13 protein-coding genes are annotated in these 17,125 nt (G+C 65.4%); 8 read left to right on the top strand and 5 right to left on the bottom strand.

Going from position 1 to position 17,125, the window contains the following annotated elements; genetic code table 11:
* The first annotated feature begins 12 nt into the window (after positions 1 to 12).
* From ABD53_RS02445 to ABD53_RS02425, 5 genes are all read left to right on the top strand, one after another.
* A complete protein-coding gene (locus ABD53_RS02445; RefSeq protein WP_047864191.1) occupies positions 13 to 1,050 on the top strand; it encodes a phosphotriesterase family protein in 1,038 nt (345 codons plus the stop codon).
* 2 nt (positions 1,051 to 1,052) lie between these two features.
* The gene (locus tag ABD53_RS02440) at positions 1,053 to 1,796 is read left to right on the top strand and encodes a glutamine amidotransferase (RefSeq protein WP_047864190.1); all 744 of its coding nucleotides are present in this window, start codon (positions 1,053 to 1,055) and stop codon (positions 1,794 to 1,796) included.
* 120 nt (positions 1,797 to 1,916) lie between these two features.
* Positions 1,917 to 3,347, top strand: a complete 1,431-nt coding sequence (locus ABD53_RS02435) for an APC family permease (protein ID WP_200900254.1) — start codon at positions 1,917 to 1,919, stop codon at positions 3,345 to 3,347.
* A 202-nt stretch (positions 3,348 to 3,549) separates the two neighbouring features.
* Entirely contained in the window at positions 3,550 to 4,617 is a 1,068-nt protein-coding gene (locus ABD53_RS02430) for a M42 family metallopeptidase (protein ID WP_152670537.1), read from the top strand.
* The gene (locus tag ABD53_RS02425) at positions 4,614 to 6,305 is read left to right on the top strand and encodes a sodium:solute symporter family protein (protein WP_047864188.1); all 1,692 of its coding nucleotides are present in this window, start codon (positions 4,614 to 4,616) and stop codon (positions 6,303 to 6,305) included. Before ABD53_RS02430 ends, ABD53_RS02425 begins: the two co-directional genes overlap by 4 nt.
* A gap of 389 nt (positions 6,306 to 6,694) precedes the next feature.
* Here the strand turns inward: ABD53_RS02425 and ABD53_RS02420 are convergent, their stop codons facing one another.
* Positions 6,695 to 8,683, bottom strand: a complete 1,989-nt coding sequence (locus tag ABD53_RS02420) for an aconitate hydratase (RefSeq protein ID WP_047864187.1) — start codon at positions 8,681 to 8,683, stop codon at positions 6,695 to 6,697.
* Between the two features lie 571 nt (positions 8,684 to 9,254).
* Here ABD53_RS02420 and ABD53_RS02415 point away from each other — a divergent pair.
* Together ABD53_RS02415 and mutM are read left to right on the top strand one after the other, a co-directional pair.
* Positions 9,255 to 10,082 (top strand): Cof-type HAD-IIB family hydrolase, encoded by an 828-nt coding sequence (locus ABD53_RS02415; protein ID WP_047864186.1) that lies wholly within the window; start codon positions 9,255 to 9,257, stop codon positions 10,080 to 10,082.
* Positions 10,082 to 10,924, top strand: a complete 843-nt coding sequence (gene mutM / locus ABD53_RS02410) for a bifunctional DNA-formamidopyrimidine glycosylase/DNA-(apurinic or apyrimidinic site) lyase (RefSeq protein WP_047864185.1) — start codon at positions 10,082 to 10,084, stop codon at positions 10,922 to 10,924. The genes ABD53_RS02415 and mutM overlap by 1 nt, the downstream gene beginning before the upstream one ends.
* Here mutM and ABD53_RS02405 read toward each other — a convergent pair.
* Positions 10,921 to 11,517 carry a hypothetical protein gene (locus ABD53_RS02405; protein ID WP_047864184.1) on the bottom strand — a complete coding sequence of 199 codons (597 nt, stop codon included), beginning with the start codon at positions 11,515 to 11,517 and terminating at the stop codon, positions 10,921 to 10,923. The two genes, mutM and ABD53_RS02405, sit on opposite strands and share 4 nt — an antisense overlap.
* 34 nt (positions 11,518 to 11,551) lie before the next feature.
* Here ABD53_RS02405 and ABD53_RS02400 point away from each other — a divergent pair, with 34 nt between their 5' ends.
* Positions 11,552 to 12,157: a hypothetical protein gene (locus ABD53_RS02400; protein ID WP_152670536.1), complete on the top strand. Its 606-nt coding sequence runs from the start codon at positions 11,552 to 11,554 to the stop codon at positions 12,155 to 12,157.
* Here ABD53_RS02400 and ABD53_RS02395 read toward each other — a convergent pair.
* From ABD53_RS02395 to ABD53_RS02385, 3 genes are all read right to left on the bottom strand, one after another.
* Positions 12,150 to 12,644 carry a hypothetical protein gene (locus ABD53_RS02395; protein ID WP_047864182.1) on the bottom strand — a complete coding sequence of 165 codons (495 nt, stop codon included), beginning with the start codon at positions 12,642 to 12,644 and terminating at the stop codon, positions 12,150 to 12,152. The genes ABD53_RS02400 and ABD53_RS02395 overlap by 8 nt on opposite strands.
* A 183-nt stretch (positions 12,645 to 12,827) precedes the next feature.
* A complete protein-coding gene (gene ileS / locus ABD53_RS02390; RefSeq protein WP_047864181.1) occupies positions 12,828 to 16,001 on the bottom strand; it encodes an isoleucine--tRNA ligase in 3,174 nt (1,057 codons plus the stop codon).
* A gap of 400 nt (positions 16,002 to 16,401) precedes the next feature.
* A partial coding sequence (locus tag ABD53_RS02385; protein WP_053057588.1) for a LysR substrate-binding domain-containing protein occupies positions 16,402 to 17,125 on the bottom strand: 724 nt, incomplete at its 5' end.

The raw sequence follows: 17,125 nt of genomic DNA, 5'->3' as shown, positions 1-17,125 counted from the left end.
GGGAGGTATAGGATGTCGCAGGTAGCAGAGGTAAATACGGTGCTCGGGCCGGTGGACTCCGCCGAGCTCGGCGTAACGCTGACTCACGAGCATCTCATGGTCGACGCCACACCGTGGTTCGAGGAGCCGGAAGAGGCCTCGCGGCGCGCACTCGCACGCCGTCCGGTCTCTATGGACATGCTGGGTACGCTAAAGAACGAGCCCTTCCTTTGCCGGGATAACTGCCAGCTTTTGGACGAAGACGCGGCCGTGGAGGAGATCTCGCGCTTCCGGCTGGCCGGCGGCGGTACGGTCGTCGACCCCACCTGCCGGGGCATAGGAAGAGACCCCGAGGCCCTCAAACGCATCTCGCGCGCCACGGGTCTGCACATCGTCATGGGCGCGGGCTACTATCTGGAGCAGTCGCACCCTAAGTGGGTCGCCACTATGTCAGCGGGGGACGTTGCGGACGAGATCGAGCGCGACATCCAGGAGGGCGTGCGCGGTGTTAAGGCCGGCATCATCGGCGAGATCGGGATCTCCGCCGACTTCACCGCCGAGGAGGAGAAAGTTCTCCGTGGGGCCGCCCGAGCCCAGAGTCGTACGGGCGCGCCCCTGGAGGTACACCTCCCGGGCTGGGAGCGTCTCGCCGGCCGCGTGCTGGATACCGTTGAGGAAGAGGGCGGTGATCTTACGAACACTATCCTGTGCCACATGAACCCGAGCGGCGGCGACCCTGAGTACCAGATCAACCTCGCAGGCCGGGGAGCCTGGCTTGAGTACGACATGATCGGTATGGACTTCTTTTACGCCGACCAGCAGGCCCAGTCGCCTTCGGATGGGGAGAACGCGCGGGCGCTCGCGGGTCTCAAGGAGGCCGGGTTCTTTGGCAGCATCCTGCTCTCACAGGACGTGTTCGTCAAGATACAGCTCGTCCGCTACGGTGGTACCGGCTACGCCCACGTACTCGAAAACTTCCTGCCTCGGCTAAGACGGCACGGCTTCACGGAGCGGGAGCTGGCCCTGCTGGTAACCGAAAACCCTAGAAAAGCTCTTACCGGAGGTAGATAAAGATGAGCCGAGTGATGGTCGTCGGAGAATCCTGGATCACCAATCGTACCCACTACAAGGGGTTCGATAACTTTACCGACGCGATGATCGAGACCGGCATAGGACCTTTGAGAGATGCGCTGCAGAATGCCGGTCACGAGGTCGTCTGGATGCCGGCCCACGAGGCGCAGGAAGGGTTCCCGCTCGAAAGAGAGGGTCTTTCCGGGGTGGACGTGCTCGTCCTCTCGGACATCGGGGCCAACACCTTGCTCCTGCACCCGGATACGTTTTTGCGTGGAAAGCCGACAGCTAACAGGCTGAAGATGGTCCAGGACTGGACCTACGACGGCGGCGCGCTCGTCATGTGCGGCGGCTACTACTCTTTCCAGGGTATCAACGCCGGCGCATTCTATTATCGTACTCCGATTGAAGAGGCGCTCCCGGTATCCATCTCCCCCTACGACGACCGGGTGGAGACCCCCGAGGGCGTGGTGGCGGACGTGCGTCAGCCGGATCACCAGATACTCGAGGGCGTAGAGGGCGAGTGGCCCGTGCTGCTCGGCTACAACCGGGTAGAGGCCAAGCCCGGGGCTTCGGTGTTGGCCGAGGTAGGCGGGGATCCCCTGCTGGTGTGCGGCGAGTACGGCGGTGGCAGGACGCTCGCATGGACCTCTGACATAGCACCGCACTGGTGCCCCGACCCGTTCACCTCATGGGAGGGGTATGGCAGGATCTGGGACCAGGCCGTGAGATGGCTGGATGCTTGAGTCCTGTGGTTCCGGATGCTCGCGTCGTCCCTGCGCGTCCCTACGCTTATCGTCAGACTGGGGAGTCTAGGGTAGTGCCCGGGTAAGCGTCGGTAAGCGTCGTACGGGAAGGAGATTATCGTGGCCACGAACGATCTAAGAAAGAGCCTCGGTCCGCTAACGCTGATTGCGCTCGGGGCCGCCGGGGTGATCGGAACGAGCTGGATCTACACGAACGGCATCTTCTTCTCCGACTACGGCGCGGGCGGGATGATCTTCGGCCTGGCGCTCGGCGCGATCCTGGCCGGGCTCGTCGCCCTCTCCTACGCGGAGCTCGCCGCCAAGTTCCCCCGGGCCGGCGGGGAGGTCGTCTACGGTTATCTCGGGTTCAACCGCAGGGTTGCCTTCATCGTCGGCTGGCTGCTCATAGGTGCCTACGTTAGCTCTCTGGCTTTCTACGTCACCGCCAGCGGGTTCCTGCTTGCGGACCTCTTCCCATTCCTGACCACGATACCGCTGTACACGATAGCCGACACCACCGTGTACCTCCCGGTACTCGCCGTAGGAGTTCTACTTGCGGCTTCCGTGTGCGGGATCAACGCGTACGGCATGCGCCTCGGGGGCAACACCCAGCTACTGCTGTTCGGAGTCATCCTGTTCATCGGGGCGATTCTCGCCGTCGTCGGCTTCTCATCCGGCAGCCCCTCGAACTTCTGGCCGCCGTACGCCCAGGATGGCTCTCCGGTGCCGCAGACCCTGCGCTTCGTGCTGCCGGCCATGACCTTTCTTACAGGGTTCTCCCTGGTAGCGATCCTGGCCGAGGACGCCAATCTCCGGCCCCGGAACATCGGCCGTGTGGTGGTCGCGACCATTGTGGTGGCCGGCACGTTCTACTGCTTGGTCCTGCTAGCCTCCGCCTGGGTGATCCCCTGGCAGAGGACCGCCCAGCTCGAGCAGGGGACCATAGATGCCTACCGGATCGCCGGTTTCCCGGCTCTCGGTTGGGGGGCTTACGCGATCTCCGTTCTCGGACTCGTCACCAGCTTCCTCGCGCTCTTCGTAGCCACCTCGCGGATAATGGTCGCCCTCGCCCGCGCCGGTCTCTTCCCCGCGATGTTCGCCACGATAAACGAGCGGCGCGGCACCCCTGTGAACGCCCTGATCTTCACTCTGTCACTGGCTCTTGGGCTGGGCTGGCTCGGGCAGGGGGCCATAACCTGGTTCCTGGACACGGGCGGCGTGTATATAGGGCTCGCCTGGTTTATGGCGGTACTGTGCATGTACCGGGTGCGCCGGCGCTATCCGGACGTGGATAGCCCCTACCACGTACGCCTCTCGTGGCTACCGCTGATCGGAGGCGTCGCGGCCGTTCTAATCATCGTGTTTACCCTGATACCCGGCACCGGGATGTCCCTGATCTGGCCCCAGGAGTACGCGATACTCGCCGTGTGGGTGCTGCTCGGCACCGGGATATACGCGCTCGCACCAAAGGAGGGCCGGGATAGACAGGCTGTAAGAACCCTCATGGGCGATGAATACCATAAGGTCGAGGGTTCCAGGCGGGTCAGATAGCGTTTCATTGAGTGCTCCACCGAACCGCCTGCGGTCTACGGACCATGTTCCCAGATAGGGATTTGTGATGGGGAGGAGCGAGGGTCTGGTTGCCTGGCGTAGGCCCCCAGGGGACCTGTATGTTGTACGAGCAAGCTGAGTACACGGGCCAACGCGGAGAGACGTGGCCCGTTCTGACCGCGGAGGGGGAGCATTGGAGAATATGGACGAGTTGTTGATCGACCGTCTCGGAGATCTCTGCGGCGCCCACGCCGTCTCCGGCTACGAGGGGACGCTGGCGGCGGAGGTGCGCCGTGAGGCCGAGGGCTATACGCCCGAGGTCCGAACGGATACTCTGGGGAACGTGATCGCCCACGTACCCGGCGATGGTCCGAGGGTCATGGTAGCGGCCCACCTGGACGAGATCGGTCTCATGGTCAGTCACATAGACGAGCGGGGCTTTCTCTTCTTCGCGCCGGTCGGGGGTCACCGACCACAGAACCTCTTCGCCCGGGCCTGCACGGTAAAGACCGATGACGGTAGCCTGGTGCCCGGACTCATAAATCACATGAAGCCCGGACGGCCCCAGGCTATAGAGACCCTCCCGGAGATAGACGAGTTCTTTATAGACGTCGGGGCCTCTACCAAGCAAGAGGCTGAAGAGATGGGGCTCGAGATCGGAAACACGGTCTCAATCGACTACGAGTTCCGCAGGCTCGGCCGTCACAGACTCATGGCCAAGGCGCTGGACGACCGGGCGCTCGTGCTGATCCAGCTTGAGGCCATGCGCAGGATCTCGGAGAGCGGGCCTGAGGCCGCCGCCCTGCCCGACCTGTACTTCGCTTTCACCACCCAGGAGGAGGTCGGCCTCCGCGGGGCGAGGACCGCGGCCTACTCCATAGACCCCGACTACGCCGTGGCCCTCGATATAACGGTCGCAAACGACCTGCCGGGGTCCGAGACGCGCGAGGCGATAACCACCCTGGACGCGGGCCCCGGGATAAAGATGATGGACCGGCTTTCGGGCTCCCATATAGGGATCATTTCCGATCCCGAGGTTGCGCGCGGCATGAAGAGCGTCGCCCGGGAGCATGATATTCCCTTTCAGCCGGAGGTATTCATGGCCGGCTCCACGGACGCGGCGGCGATACAGCTCGAGCGTGCCGGGACCGCCGCGGGGGCTCTCTTGTTGCCGACACGGTACGTGCACGCCCACGAGGTGGTCTCGATGCGCGACGTTGCGGCGATGACCGAGCTCCTGCTCCGCTATCTCGAAAGCCTCGCCCAATGAGCCAGGCCGGTGTAAGCTCCTCCTTGCTTTTGATACCGGTCGTGTACCTGATCCTGCTGCTCGGCGTGGGCTTCGTGCTCGCCCGCCGGCAGCAGAGCAAGTCGGATTTCTACGTGGCGTCCTCTAGCATGGGTGGAGCCGTGCTCTTTGCCACCATATTCTCCACGGTGGTCGGGGCTAACACGTACATGGGGTTCTCGGGCCAGATCTACTCGGGAGGGTTCTCCACCATCTGGCTCCTGGCCGCGGCGGGCTCTGCTTATTTCTTGCTGTTCTTCATCTCGGGCAAGATACGCAAGATAGCTTCGGAGCACAGGGTGTTCACCCTGCCGGACATGATAGAGCTCCGCTACAACCGGCCCGCCGCCTTCGTCGTTACCTTCTTCTCCCTGATCGCACTCGTGGGCGGTGCGGGCGGCAGCATCTTGGGTATAGGACTGATCGTCAACACCCTGCTCGGCATCAACACGACGCTCGCGGTAGTCATCACCTCGGTCGTAACCATCGTCTATACGGCCTTCGGCGGTTTGTGGGGCGTTGCGATAACCGACTGGGTGCAGACGATCATCATGGTCGCCGGCCTCGCGCTCGTCGTGGCCTTCGGCTTTCCGGCCCTGGCGCCGGAGGCCGGGTTCCTCTCGTCATTCTCTGCGGGAACTTCCGAGATATCGAGCCGCCTGGGGGCGGATACGCTAAGCCTCACCCAGGGCGTTACCCTCCTGGTGGTGATCGTCTGGGCGATAACATTCATGCCGCTGAACACGATCTCACAGACCCAGATACAGCGAGTCTACGCCGCCCGGAGCGCCGCTCTCATAAGGCGTATAAGCCTCTTGATGGTCCTGTTCGTCGGGCTCTTCGCCGCGTTCTCGCTAGCCATGGTAGGGACGCTTGGAGCCGCCCTGAGGCCGGGCCTCGAGAACCCGGAAACGGTGTTCCCGGTGATGGCCCTAGAGGTAATAAATCCGGTGGTGGGAATGATCGTCGTGACCGGCATCCTCGGCGCCGCGATGTCCACCGTTGACTCGAACCTGCTCGGCGCGGGTATCCACGTCTCCCGGGACATCGTCGAGAGAGGGCAGCGCGACTCATACACCGCCGCAGACGAGGGAGGTGAGGGAGAGGGGATCTCGGAATCCAGAGGCCTTGGCATTACCCGCTGGAGCATAGTGGTTATAGGGACGGCGAGCACGGTAGCCGCGCTCGTGACCCCTTCCATACTTGAGCTACTACTCACCACGCAGCAGATCTTTGCCGGGGCCACCTTCGTCCCGATACTGGCCGGGCTCTACTGGAGGCGGGCGAACTCCTCCGGAGCCCTGACTGCGATGATCCTCGGCGGGGGCTCCACGATAATATGTGAGGCCTTCGGGTTGGTCTCGGAGCCCCTGCTCGTTGGCATAGTGTTCTCCATTATCGGCCTTGTAGCGGGGACTCTCCTGACCCGGCGCGAGAGTTCTGCGGTAGACGTCAGCCGCCTGAGACTGAACCTGAAGCCTGATCTGCCCTGGCTAGCCCTGGCGGTTACGTTCTGCGTGGCGTTCTTCTTTGCCATAGGCAGGCCTGGCATGTGGCCCTACGTCGTCGGTCTCTCCGTCGTGGCCCTCTGCGTTAGCGTGGTGCTGCTGCTCGTCTACTTTGTAAGAGACCTCTACTCCAGTGTCCCGGGGAAGGCCGGTGATGAATAGTCATGAATAGTTCGGGCTCTTTCGGCTCGGGGCTCGGCCACCCACGGGCAGAGCCCGTCCGGCCCCAACACCGACTACCGGAGCGTAGCCTGGCCTACGCATACTTGGGCTGACCGGACGGTGTGCGCGTTCTCGGTGACGGGAACCCACCCTGCCCTGCACGGAGAAGCGGCTGCTGTTCGTGCTCGGCGGCGAGCTCGTGGGCGAGGGGCTCGCCGCCAGCGGTTTCTACGACTACCTGAGCCGCGTACAGGCGCGACCCGGGTCGCCGGTTACTTCGTGAAGCGCCGGAGAAAGAGCCCGATCTGACGGCCGTCACGTATATCCATTGGGCCGGCGACTGCGAGGGTGGGTAGGTACTGGACATTACCCCTGGTGGGCTACTCGTCCTACTCGCCGACCTCGTCACGCCCGGTGGAGCTGCCCGCAGTTTCCTGGGTACTTTGGGTACCGCCTTCGCGGAGCTTGCGCAGCACGCCGCCGGCGAGCAGGATGTCGCGCTCGCGCCGAGAGAGCTCTGCAAGCAGCGTCACCTCTTCGCCGCCGGAGCGCAACGGCAGCTCCCGGACGTCGCCTTCAAGTCGCTCGCGGAGGCCGGAGAGCGTCCAGCTCTGGCCCTGCTCGAAGCGGTCGTAGTCGGACTCGTCGGCGAAGACGAGCGGCAGGATGCCCTGGGAGATCAGGTTCCGGCGGTGGATCCTGGCGAAGCTCTTTGCGAGCACGGCCCGCACGCCGAGCTGTAGCGGGGCGAGGGCGGCGTGCTCGCGGCTGCTACCCTGACCGTAGTTGTGCCCGCCGACGATGTAGCCGGGGGCCATCTCCCGCGCCTTGGCCGGATAGTCGGGGTCGAAGCGGCGGAGGGTGTACTCGGCTATCTCCGGCACGTTGGAGCGGAAGCTCATCACCTCCACCCCGTCGGGGGCGAGGTCGCCGGTGGAGACGTCGTCGTCGACCACGATGGTCACGGTTGCCGTAAGCTCCTCGGGAAGCTCAGACGCCTCGGGCGGGGGCTTTATGTTCGGTCCGCGCGGAATCTCGATGCCCGAAGCCTCCTCCAGCGGGGCCGGGGCCAGGATCTGGGCGTCGTCCACCGCGGGCTCAGCCGGCGGGGTGGGCAGCTCCGGGTACTCGCCGAGATCCCGGGGGTCTGTAATTACTCCTTTCAGCGCGGTGGCGACAGCCGTGGGCGGGCTGGAGAGGCATACCTGGTCCGTGATGGTGCCGGACCTCCCGGGGAAGTTGCGGTTGAAGGTCCTGACGCTCACGGAGTCGCTCGGCGGGGCCTGACCCATCCCGACGCACGGGCCGCACACGGGCTCCAGCATCCGGGCTCCGGCGACCACGAGGTCCGAGTACACGCCGGTGCGGGTGAGGGCGTCCAGGATCTGACGCGACCCCGGTGTCACGGTCATCACCAGGCCCGGATGCACTCTTTCGCCCCGCAGCACGGCGGCGGCTATCGCCAGATCCTCGAAGCCGGAGTTCACGGAGCTGCCGATGCACACCTGGGCCACCTCTCTGCCGGCGACCTCCCGCACAGGTACGACGTTGCCGGGCGAGTGGGGCATGGCTATCAGGGGCTCGAGCTCGTCAAGGGCGATGTGCTCGTGCTCGTCGTACTCGGCCCCCTCCTCGGCGGCGAGCTCCACGAAGTCCTCGGGACGTTGCTGGGCGGTCAGCCACTCGCGGGTGCGCTCGTCGGAAGGGAAGATGCCGGTGGTAGCGCCGAGCTCGGCGATCATGTTGCAGATGGTCGTCCGGCCCGTGACGTCTATCGTCTCCACGCCCTCGCCGTAGAACTCGAAGATGTAGCCCTTGCCGCCGCGCACCCCGCGCCGCCGCAACAGCTCCAGGATCACGTCCTTCGGCGTCACCCAGTCGGATAGCCGCCCCGTGAGCTCTACGCCCACGACCTGCGGCACCGGCAGCTCGAAGGGCTGTCCGGCCATCACCAGCGCCACGTCTATACCCCCCGCGCCGATGGCTATGGAGCCCAGAGCGCCGGAGGAAGTGGTGTGAGAATCCGCGCCCACCAGGGTCGCGCCGGGCCGGGCGGCCCGCTCGACGTGCAGGTAGTGGCAGATACCGTTTCCGGGCCGGCTGTAATGCACGCCGTACTTCGCGGCGAAAGCCTGCAGAAAGAGGTGATCGTCGGGATTCTTGAAGTCTAGCTGAATCACGTTGTGGTCTACGTACTGCACGGCATACGGAACCTGTACCCGGTCGACGCCCATCCGCTCGAACTGTAGCGCGGCCATCGTGCCCGTAGCGTCCTGGAGGAGCGCCTGATCTATACCCAGCCCCACCTCCTCGCCGGGCTCGAAGCTGCCGCTACGGAGGTGATCCTTGAAGATCTTGGCTACGAGGCTGTCCGTCATGGCTCACCCTTTCCTTTGGTTAGCCTGCGCCCTATTTATAGCGCCTTTGTTGTGTTTTTGCATACTTTTGTACGCTTTGTGGGTGTGCCGGACTACCTCGCACGAATTGCCGCAACCGCTCCGTCTCTACCTCGTGGAGCCGGGTTTCTGTGCCCTTGTATCAGAGGATGGCGAGGCTTTTCGGCCAGCCTTCCTGCTTTAGTGAACCGTCCCCTACGTGGTCAGGCTCATTTTCATCGTTCCTCCCGCTTACGTCCCATACGATGAGAGAGGGCGGCGAATAGGAGACCCAGGTCCGGATCAAGTTTGCTTTCGCACGGTAGAGGTCACGGGTTCGAGTACCGTCTGCTCCACTCGGGTAACGGGGTCAGGGCCGCCGGACTCGGCTACAGGTTTGCCAGCGGTATCGAGCTTCTGTGGATTCCTGTGAACTCCCGCCTTTACCTGCAATAATGTTCCCCGGTCTCCACACAGTCAAGGCACAGTCAAGGCGCAGACAAGGAATCCGGTAATGTCCGAAAGCCCAATTGAGTATCGTAGAAAGGCGGGTAACGGCCGGTCTCCTTTTGGCGTGGTTGCGTTTGATCTCGACGGCACTCTCCTGAGCCGGGAGCTAGAGATCACCGCCTCTTCCGTCAAGGCTTTGCGCAGGCTGCGGGAGCGCGGCTCGCGGCTCGTGGTCGCCACCGGCAGGCGATTCGAGACCGCCCGCGAGCACGCAGAGCGGCTCGGGTTCCGGAATGAGGAGCCCGTGATCTGCTACGGGGGCTCGATGGTCCGCCGGTTGGATGGCCGGACGCTGCTGCGCCGGGCGCTGGATCCCGGTCTCGCCTCAGAGATGCTCCGTTGGGCCGAGAGCCGCGGGGTCCACGCCCGGATTCTGACGGACGGTGAGATCCTGCTTCCCCCCGAATCCGCCGGGCGGCCGACCGTCCTGGAGAGGCTGAGGTCCGAGGACGAGCCCGGGGTGCGGATCGTGGACGACCTTTCGGGGTGGCTGGAATACTCCGGGGAGAGCCCGATCAGGGTCGTGCTGGTGGACAGCCCGGACCGGGTCGAGAAGTGGCTGGACGAGGCCCGGGAGGCGTTCTCCGGGCGCGCCTTCGTGACCCGGAGCCTGCCGCACTACGTCGAGGTCGGGGCGCTGGAGGGCACGAAGTCTCGCTCCCTGTCGTTCCTGTGCGGGGAGTGGGGGATAGACCCCGCCCGCACCGCGGCCTTCGGTGACGCCGACAACGACGCGGACATGCTCCGGTTCGCCGGGCTCGGGGTGGCCGTCGGCGGTACGGAGGAAGTCCGGCTCGCCGCCGACGCCGTCGCGCCACCGGTCGAAGAGGACGGCGTGGCCCGCTTTCTGGAGGATGTTCTGGACGGTTGCGGCACAGGGTTGGAGACGTAGTGCCGGAGCTACCGGAGGTTACCGTGATCTCGCGCGACGTCGCCTCGCTGGCGGCGGGACGCCGGGTGGTGTGCGCCGGCATCTCGGACGACGACGTGTCGAACGCCGGGGTCGAAGGATTCCCGGCGAAGCTCGTCGGCCAGACTCTGCGGGGGACTTCAAGGCGGGGCAAGATCATCGTTCTCGACTTCGGCGAGGTGGTGGGGGTCGTGCATCTCGTGATCTCGGGCCGCGTCCTAGGCTTTCCCGTCTGGCAAGAGCCGGACCGGATGAACACGGTGATGCTGGAGTTCGAAGGTGGTGTGGTTCTGGGCTTTACCCGGCTCTGGCTCGGCTACTTCGACCTGTACGAGCCCGCCGGGGTGGACGGGCACCCCCTGATCTCCCGTCTCGGCCCGGACCCTTTCTCGCCGGAGTTCACGGCCGGCTATCTGACGGCGGCTTTCTCTGGTCGCCGGGCCGCGATCAAGGGCCTCCTGCTCGACCAGTCGCTCGTCGCCGGGCTCGGGAACATTTACGTGGACGAGGTTCTCTTCGCCGCCGGGGTACACCCGGCGCGCAAGGCGGACACGCTCACGCCGCGGGAGACGGAGACGCTCCACGCCGCCATTCTCGACATCCTGGGGCGCGCCATCGAGGCCCGGGGCACGACCTTCGACTCCTACCACGACGCCTTCGGGGAGACGGGAAAGTACCAGCACCAGCTACGCGTCTTCGACCGGGAGGGCGACCCCTGTCCGGCCTGCGGCGCGGAGATCGTGAAGCTCAAGGTGGCCGGCCGCGGGACGCACGTCTGTCCCGCGTGCCAGCCGCTAACGTCTCCGGACGCTCCAGACGCCTAGCTTCCGGTAGAGCCGCCACTCCCGGGGGCGGTGATCTCCGGGCTGGAGCCCGCTATCTCCGCCGCCTCCTGGTAGCCGTTCTCGGCCTCCGTGTACGCCTGACGCGCCTCGTCCAGCAGCTCCGTCGCCCGGTCGCGGTTGTCCTCCAGGCTCGGATCTTCTGCCAGGATCTCGTAGAAGGAGATCTCCCGCTCCTCGGCCCTCATCTGCGCGGAGATGGCACCTTCCAGCGTGCGCGAGTAACGCATGAGACTATCCGAGACCTCCAGCTCCTGGATGCCCGAGATCTCCTCCCGGCCCTCCTGTAGCCGGCCGCGGGCGTCCTGTAGCTTGTTACGCGCCTCGGAGGCTCCCCGCGCCGCCGGGCTTTCAGATCCGGTACTTTCCCGTGTTTCCCCGGAGCCCTCGGAATCGTTTCCATCGCCGCTACCATCCCGGACCGCCTGCCGGGATTCGGAGTAGGAGCCACGGGCCTCGTCGAAGAGCTCGTCGTGGGCCGAGATGTCCTCGTTCGCCCGTTCGACGGCGTCGTTTGCCTCCACCCGCGGGTCCGAAGAGCACCCTGCGGCGAAGGTCAGTGAGAGCAGGATCACAAAGAACACTCTTGTGCGGTTTAATATGGGTCTCATGAGCGAGGGGAGCCTACCACCTTTCAAGTATCTTGATCCCCGGCGTTACCCGGCGAGACTCCGGGGCGCCGTCGGGCGTCTGATCTCACGTTTCCGCCGGGGTCCGAACCAGGGCGGACCCGTGCGGAAAGAGCCGGGAGTCTCGAAAGACGCCGCGGAGCGTTCCGCAACAGACTCCGGGGACTCGGAAAGCATTACGTACTCGACAGAGCGTGGGATCAACCCGGAGCTAGACGGGGAGGCCGCACATCGTCCTCCCGTCGAGAGCGTCGGCGCCGGGGTAGGCGAGGCCGAACGGGAACGGGCCGTGGCCGCGCTCCGGGAGTTCCTGGAGCAGAACGCGACCAGCGTGGAGCGGGCGGCCCGCAAAAGAGACCAGGCGGAGCGCCTGGAGATACAGGGCATACCGAGCGACAGCGCCAGAAACAGGGCCGGGCGCGCCAGAGAGGAGATCGTAGACGGTCTCCTCCGTCTACGGCGCTCCCTGGTCGCCTCGGACGAGGCGGGCGCGGCCCGGGCGCTGGATCTAGAGGTGGGGAAGATATACCCCCCGGTAAGCCCCGAAGAGATACGGCCCTCTAGCTCTTCTAGCCCCCCTAGTTAGAGCTGACCGCCTGGTAGATGTCCTTGGTTATGCGGCGGGCCTCCGGGCCGGTGCGCGGGTTGATCATCAAGAACGCGACGATCGCCGAGATCACCAGGAACACCTTGCCGAAGTTTCCGCCCTTGTCCGGGTTCTGGCCGCGGACCCTCTTCGAGCCCTGCTGCGCGGCCTCCGCCGCCGACTCTACCTGGGTGCGGAGCTTGTCGTCGTCCCAGAGACGGGCCACAATCTGTGACGGCTTCTCGTCCGAGAGCTCGTCCAGGATCTTCTGCGCCGACTCCAGGAAGGTGCGGATGTTATCCCTCAGCTCGTCGTCGTACAGCAGCCTCTCGGCGACCGGCTTGCTACCGGCGAGCAGGGCGCTGACCGAGGCACCCGAGAGCGCCGACTCCGCGTTCTTGCCCTTCTTCTTCGCCTCCGCCTTTAGCTTCTTCGCCCGGCCCTTGGCCTGTGCCTTGATCCGAGCCTTGGTCTTCTTGTCCGGCAAGTTGCTACCTCCCTCTGTGTCGGGCCACAAGCTCTGAAGCGCCGCTCGTAGCTCTCTGCTCTGCGCTGCTTTCCGCCGCTCCTGGCTTGCTCGAAGGCTACATCATACCCGCTTTGGATGGTCAGTACCCTAAAACGCCTAATACCCCGGGTACGATCCGGCTCCTCCGCTCCAGGTTTCTTTCTACGCTACCCGCGAGAGGCTCACCCTCACCGGCTCACCCTCTATCTCCAGCTCGTGCGTAACGACGGAGGGAGTCTCTCGTTCGCCGTCGAGGCTCAGCTCGCGGGCGAGCACCTCTCCCTTGAAGTACTCTCCCCAGCCGCCGGACTCATCGGAGAGCAGCCCGGTCATCCGCTCGCTGCCCGACAGCCTGACCGATATAGACTCCTCGATCTCGAACCCCCGGTCGCGCCGCAGATTCTGTACACCGTGTACCAGCTCCCGCACGAGCCCTTCGTCCACCAGCCTCTCGTCCATCCGGGTGTCGAGCGCAACCGTCAGGCTCCCCTCGCGCTCCAGGGCGTAGCCCTCGCGCTCTGTCGGCTCTACCAGCAGCTCCTCCGGCGTGAGCGTAACCGTCCCTCCGTCAGCGGTTATCGTAACCGGCTCCCCGGCGGCGGCCCGTGCGCCTTCTTCCGGCGGCGCGTCGGCGAGCGATGACCGGATCGCGGGCGCCAGCTTCCCGTACTTCGGCCCGACGACCGAGAGGTTCGGCTTCAGCGCGTACGCCGTAACGTCTCCGGTCTCGCCGAAGGAGATGCGCTTGACGTTCAGCTCGTCGGTCGCGATCTCGGCCAGGCTCTCCACGCCCTCCTGGAAGCCCTCCGGCTCCCGCTCGCCGGGTACGACCACGACCTCCGGCAGGGGCTGACGGGTCTTTATGGCGGTCGCGTTGCGCGCCGCCCGCCCGAGCGCAACCACCCGGCGGGTGTGACCCATCCGCCCGGAGAGCTCCCGGTCCACGAGGCCCTCGTCCAACCGGGGCCAGTCGGCCATGTGCACGCTCTCTGGCGCGCCGCTCTCCGCGTTCACCACCAGGTTCTGATACAGCGCTTCGGCGACGAACGGGGTGAAAGGCGCGGTCAGCTTGGTAACGGCGACCAGGCACTCGTACAGCGTCGAGTGGGCGGCTTTTTTATCCGTGTCGTCCTCGCCCTTCCAGAAACGGCGGCGGCTGCGGCGGACGTACCAGTTGGAGAGCTCGTCCACGAACTCGCCTATCGCCCGGCCGGCGGCGGTAACGTCGTACTCTTCCATGCGTTCGGTGACGCGCTCTATGGTGAGCTGCAATTCCGAGAGCGCCCAGCGGTCCATGAGGCTGCGCTCGGCGGGCTGGATGTAGTCTTTCTCCGGCTCGAAGCCGTCTATGCGGGCGTAGGTGACGAAGAAGGAGTACGTGTTCCACAGGGTCAGGAGGTACTTGCGGGTCGCCTCCTCGACCTGATCCTGGCTGAACCTCCGCGGGTTTCCGGGGCTCGTCGCGGTGTACAGCGCCCACCGCAGCGCGTCGGCCCCGTGACGCTCGAAGACCTCCCACGGGTCCACCACGTTGCCCCGGCTCTTGGACATCTTCTTGCCCTCGGGGTCCAGGACGTGGCCGAGCACCAGGCAGTTCCTGTACGAGCTCTCTCCAAATAGCATCGTCGAGCACGCCAGCAGCGAGTAGAACCAGCCCCGCGTCTGATCCACGGCCTCGCAGATGTAGTCCGCCGGGAAGCTGCGGGCAAGCTCCTCCTCGGAGCCTTCCTCGTTGGGGTAGCCCCACTGGGCATAGGGCATACTGCCGGAGTCGAACCAGGCGTCGAGGACCTCGGGCACCCGGTGCGCCTCCTCGCCGGTCTCGGGGTGCCTGATGCGCACGTCGTCTATGTACGGGCGGTGCAGGTCGTCCGGCACCGGGTCTATGGCCAGCTCCCGCAGCTCCCCGGCGCTACCGACTACCACGATCGCACCGGACTCGGTGCGCCACACCGGCAAGGGCGTGCCCCAGTACCGCTCCCGTGACAGTGCCCAGTCCACGTTGTTCCTGAGCCAGTCCCCGAAGCGGCCCCACTTCACGTTCTCCGGGACCCAGCCGATCTTCTCGTTCTCTTCCAGCAGCGTGTCGAGCACGGCGGTGGTGCGGGCGTACCAGGCCTTCTTTGCGTAGTAGAGCAGGGGCGTGCCGCAGCGCCAGCAGTGAGGGTAGGCGTGCTCGTAGTCCTCTGCGCGGTACAGCACACCCTTCTCGCGCAGCTCCTCGGTGAGGCCGGGGTCGGCGTCCTTGACGAATATCCCGGTAAACTCTCCGACGCGCCCGTCGAAGGTGCCGTCGCTCTCTACCGGGTGCAGGGTGGGTAGGCCGTAGACGCGGCCCATCCTGGCGTCGTCCTCGCCGTAGGCCGGGGCCGTGTGGACGAGCCCGGTGCCCTCTGCGGTGGTGACGTGCGGACCGAGCACCACGGTAAACAGGTTTTCCGAGTCCTCTACGGGCAGGTAGTCGAACGGGCGGCGGTACTTCTTGCCCGCGAGCTCCTCGCCGGTGTGCTCTTCGAGCACCTCGTAATTACCTTCTCCGATAACCGCGTCCAGCAGGTCACGGGCGAGGATGAGCTTCTCTCCGTTGGCCCGGACGGTTGCGTACTCGATACCGGGGTGAGCAGCGGCGGCCGTGTTGGAGACCAGCGTCCACGGCGTCGTGGTCCAGATTAGGAGGCTCGTGTCGGGGTCGTCTTCGAGCGGTAGCCGGACGTAGACGCTGGGGTCGGTTACGTCCTCGTAGCCCATCGCGACCTCGGCGGAGGAGAGTGAGGTCTGGTCCCTCGGGCAGTGCGCGGTGACCTTGTAGCCCTCGTACAGGAGGTCGTGCTCGTACAGGCGCTTGAGCGACCACCACACGCTCTCCATGTAGGAGTTTTCCAGCGTCCAGTAGGCGTCGTCCATGTTGGCCCAGAAGCCGAGCCGGTCGCTCATGCGGCGCCACTCGCCGACGTAGCGAAACACGGAGTCTCTGCAGAGCTTGTTGAACTCCTCGACGCCGTAGCCCTCGATCTCGTCCTTACCGGAGAGCCCGAGCTCCTTCTCTACCTCTAGCTCGACGGGCAGGCCGTGGCAGTCCCAGCCGCCCTTGCGCTCCACGCGGTAGCCCTGCATGGTCTTGTAGCGGGGGATCAGGTCCTTGAAGGCCCGCGCCAGCGCGTGGTGGAATCCGGGGCGGCCGTTGGCGGTCGGCGGCCCCTCGTAGAACACGAACGGGTTGTCCTTTGGGCGGTTCTCGACGGACTTCTCGAAAGCCCCTATACGATTCCAGAGCCCGAGCATCTCCTGCTCGAGCTCCGGGAAGTCCACCTGCGCCCGTACCTTCTCGAAAGTCATCGTGGTCCTCCGTTCGAGTGCGTCGAATATGTACGTCGAATGTGTAAAAGCCCCCGCCTCCGCGGGGAGCCGAACTGCGCTCCGCCGCAGGGACGGGGGCTACGCCCTCGCGGTACCACCCTGCTTGCCCGGCTCTGCCGGGCCTCTTTCGGGCGCGCCGGACGCCCGTCCGCCGTAACGTGGCGCTTACGTCCAGACCTACTCTACGTCTGATACAGGCACAGGAGCTGCGCCTCGTCTCCGCTTTCGGTCCGGCGGCTCGGGGAGGATCTTCGGGCGGGGTCCGCGCCGGGCTTTCCACCGCCCCCGGCTCGCTGGTTCGGACTACCGCCGCCCTACTCGTTCCCGTCTTCGCTTTTTTGTTCTACCGTACGGGAGATTATAAGCTCTCGGAGAGAGGTTAGAAAGGCCCGGTCTGTCCCGTACCCTGGCCGAGGCCGGAGCGTAGCTCCATCGTCTCCAGAAACGACTCGGCCAGGGGAGAGGGCGGGTGTCCCGGGGAGCGGACGAGATCCAGCGAACGCCGCAGGTCCAACCCCGCGGCCTCGGGCGAGGCTAGCTCTCCCCGCGAGAGCTCGTCCCGGATAACGTAGCCGGAGAGCAGGGCGTAGCCGTGGCCGGCGGCGAGCGTCCGCTTTATGGAGCTTGTGCTCGCGAGCTCCATCGCGGGCTCGGGCGGTGCGAGCCCGGCCTTCTGGAAGGCATGCTCGGCGACGACTCGCGTGCCGGACCCGGACTCGCGCGAGATAAATGGCTCCTCCAGAAGCTCTCTTGCCTCCACGCTTTCGCGTTTTGCCCAGCGGTGATGCGGGGCGACGGCGAGCAGGAGCCTGTCCCAGGCCACCGGCGTCCGCTCCAGCTCCGGTCCCCCGTCGCGGTCGTCTGCGGCGTGCCCGCTCTCTATGAAGCACAGACCTGCCCCGCCGGAGGTGAACTCGCCGAGCACGGCCTCGGAGTTACCGACCACGAGCTCGGTAACCACCTCGGGCATCCGGTGCTGGAAGGCGTCGATCCAGCCGGGAAGCAGATACTCCCCGATGGTGTAGCTGGCCGAGATCCTGAGCCTCCGCTCGCCGCTCGAAGACAGCCCCGACACCTCTGCCCCGAACCTCTCCGCCTCCGCC

The sequence above is a fragment of the Rubrobacter aplysinae genome (assembly GCF_001029505.1).
Lineage (GTDB): Bacteria > Actinomycetota > Rubrobacteria > Rubrobacterales > Rubrobacteraceae > Rubrobacter_A > Rubrobacter_A aplysinae.
Note: the sequence above shows the minus strand (reverse complement) of the source record. Positions and strands in the feature narration are given on the sequence as shown.

What these genes read in the sequence shown, in the direction of transcription:
- ABD53_RS02430 (WP_152670537.1), top strand. Translation starts at nt 3,550, where the DNA reads ATGGACGAGTTGTTGATCGACCGTCTCGGAGATCTCTGCGGCGCCCAC.
- ileS (WP_047864181.1), bottom strand. Translation starts at nt 16,001, where the DNA reads ATGACTTTCGAGAAGGTACGGGCGCAGGTGGACTTCCCGGAGCTCGAG.
- ABD53_RS02425 (WP_047864188.1), top strand. Translation starts at nt 4,614, where the DNA reads ATGAGCCAGGCCGGTGTAAGCTCCTCCTTGCTTTTGATACCGGTCGTG.
- ABD53_RS02420 (WP_047864187.1), bottom strand. Translation starts at nt 8,683, where the DNA reads ATGACGGACAGCCTCGTAGCCAAGATCTTCAAGGATCACCTCCGTAGC.
- ABD53_RS02445 (WP_047864191.1), top strand. Translation starts at nt 13, where the DNA reads ATGTCGCAGGTAGCAGAGGTAAATACGGTGCTCGGGCCGGTGGACTCC.
- ABD53_RS02400 (WP_152670536.1), top strand. Translation starts at nt 11,552, where the DNA reads ATGAGCGAGGGGAGCCTACCACCTTTCAAGTATCTTGATCCCCGGCGT.
- ABD53_RS02440 (WP_047864190.1), top strand. Translation starts at nt 1,053, where the DNA reads ATGAGCCGAGTGATGGTCGTCGGAGAATCCTGGATCACCAATCGTACC.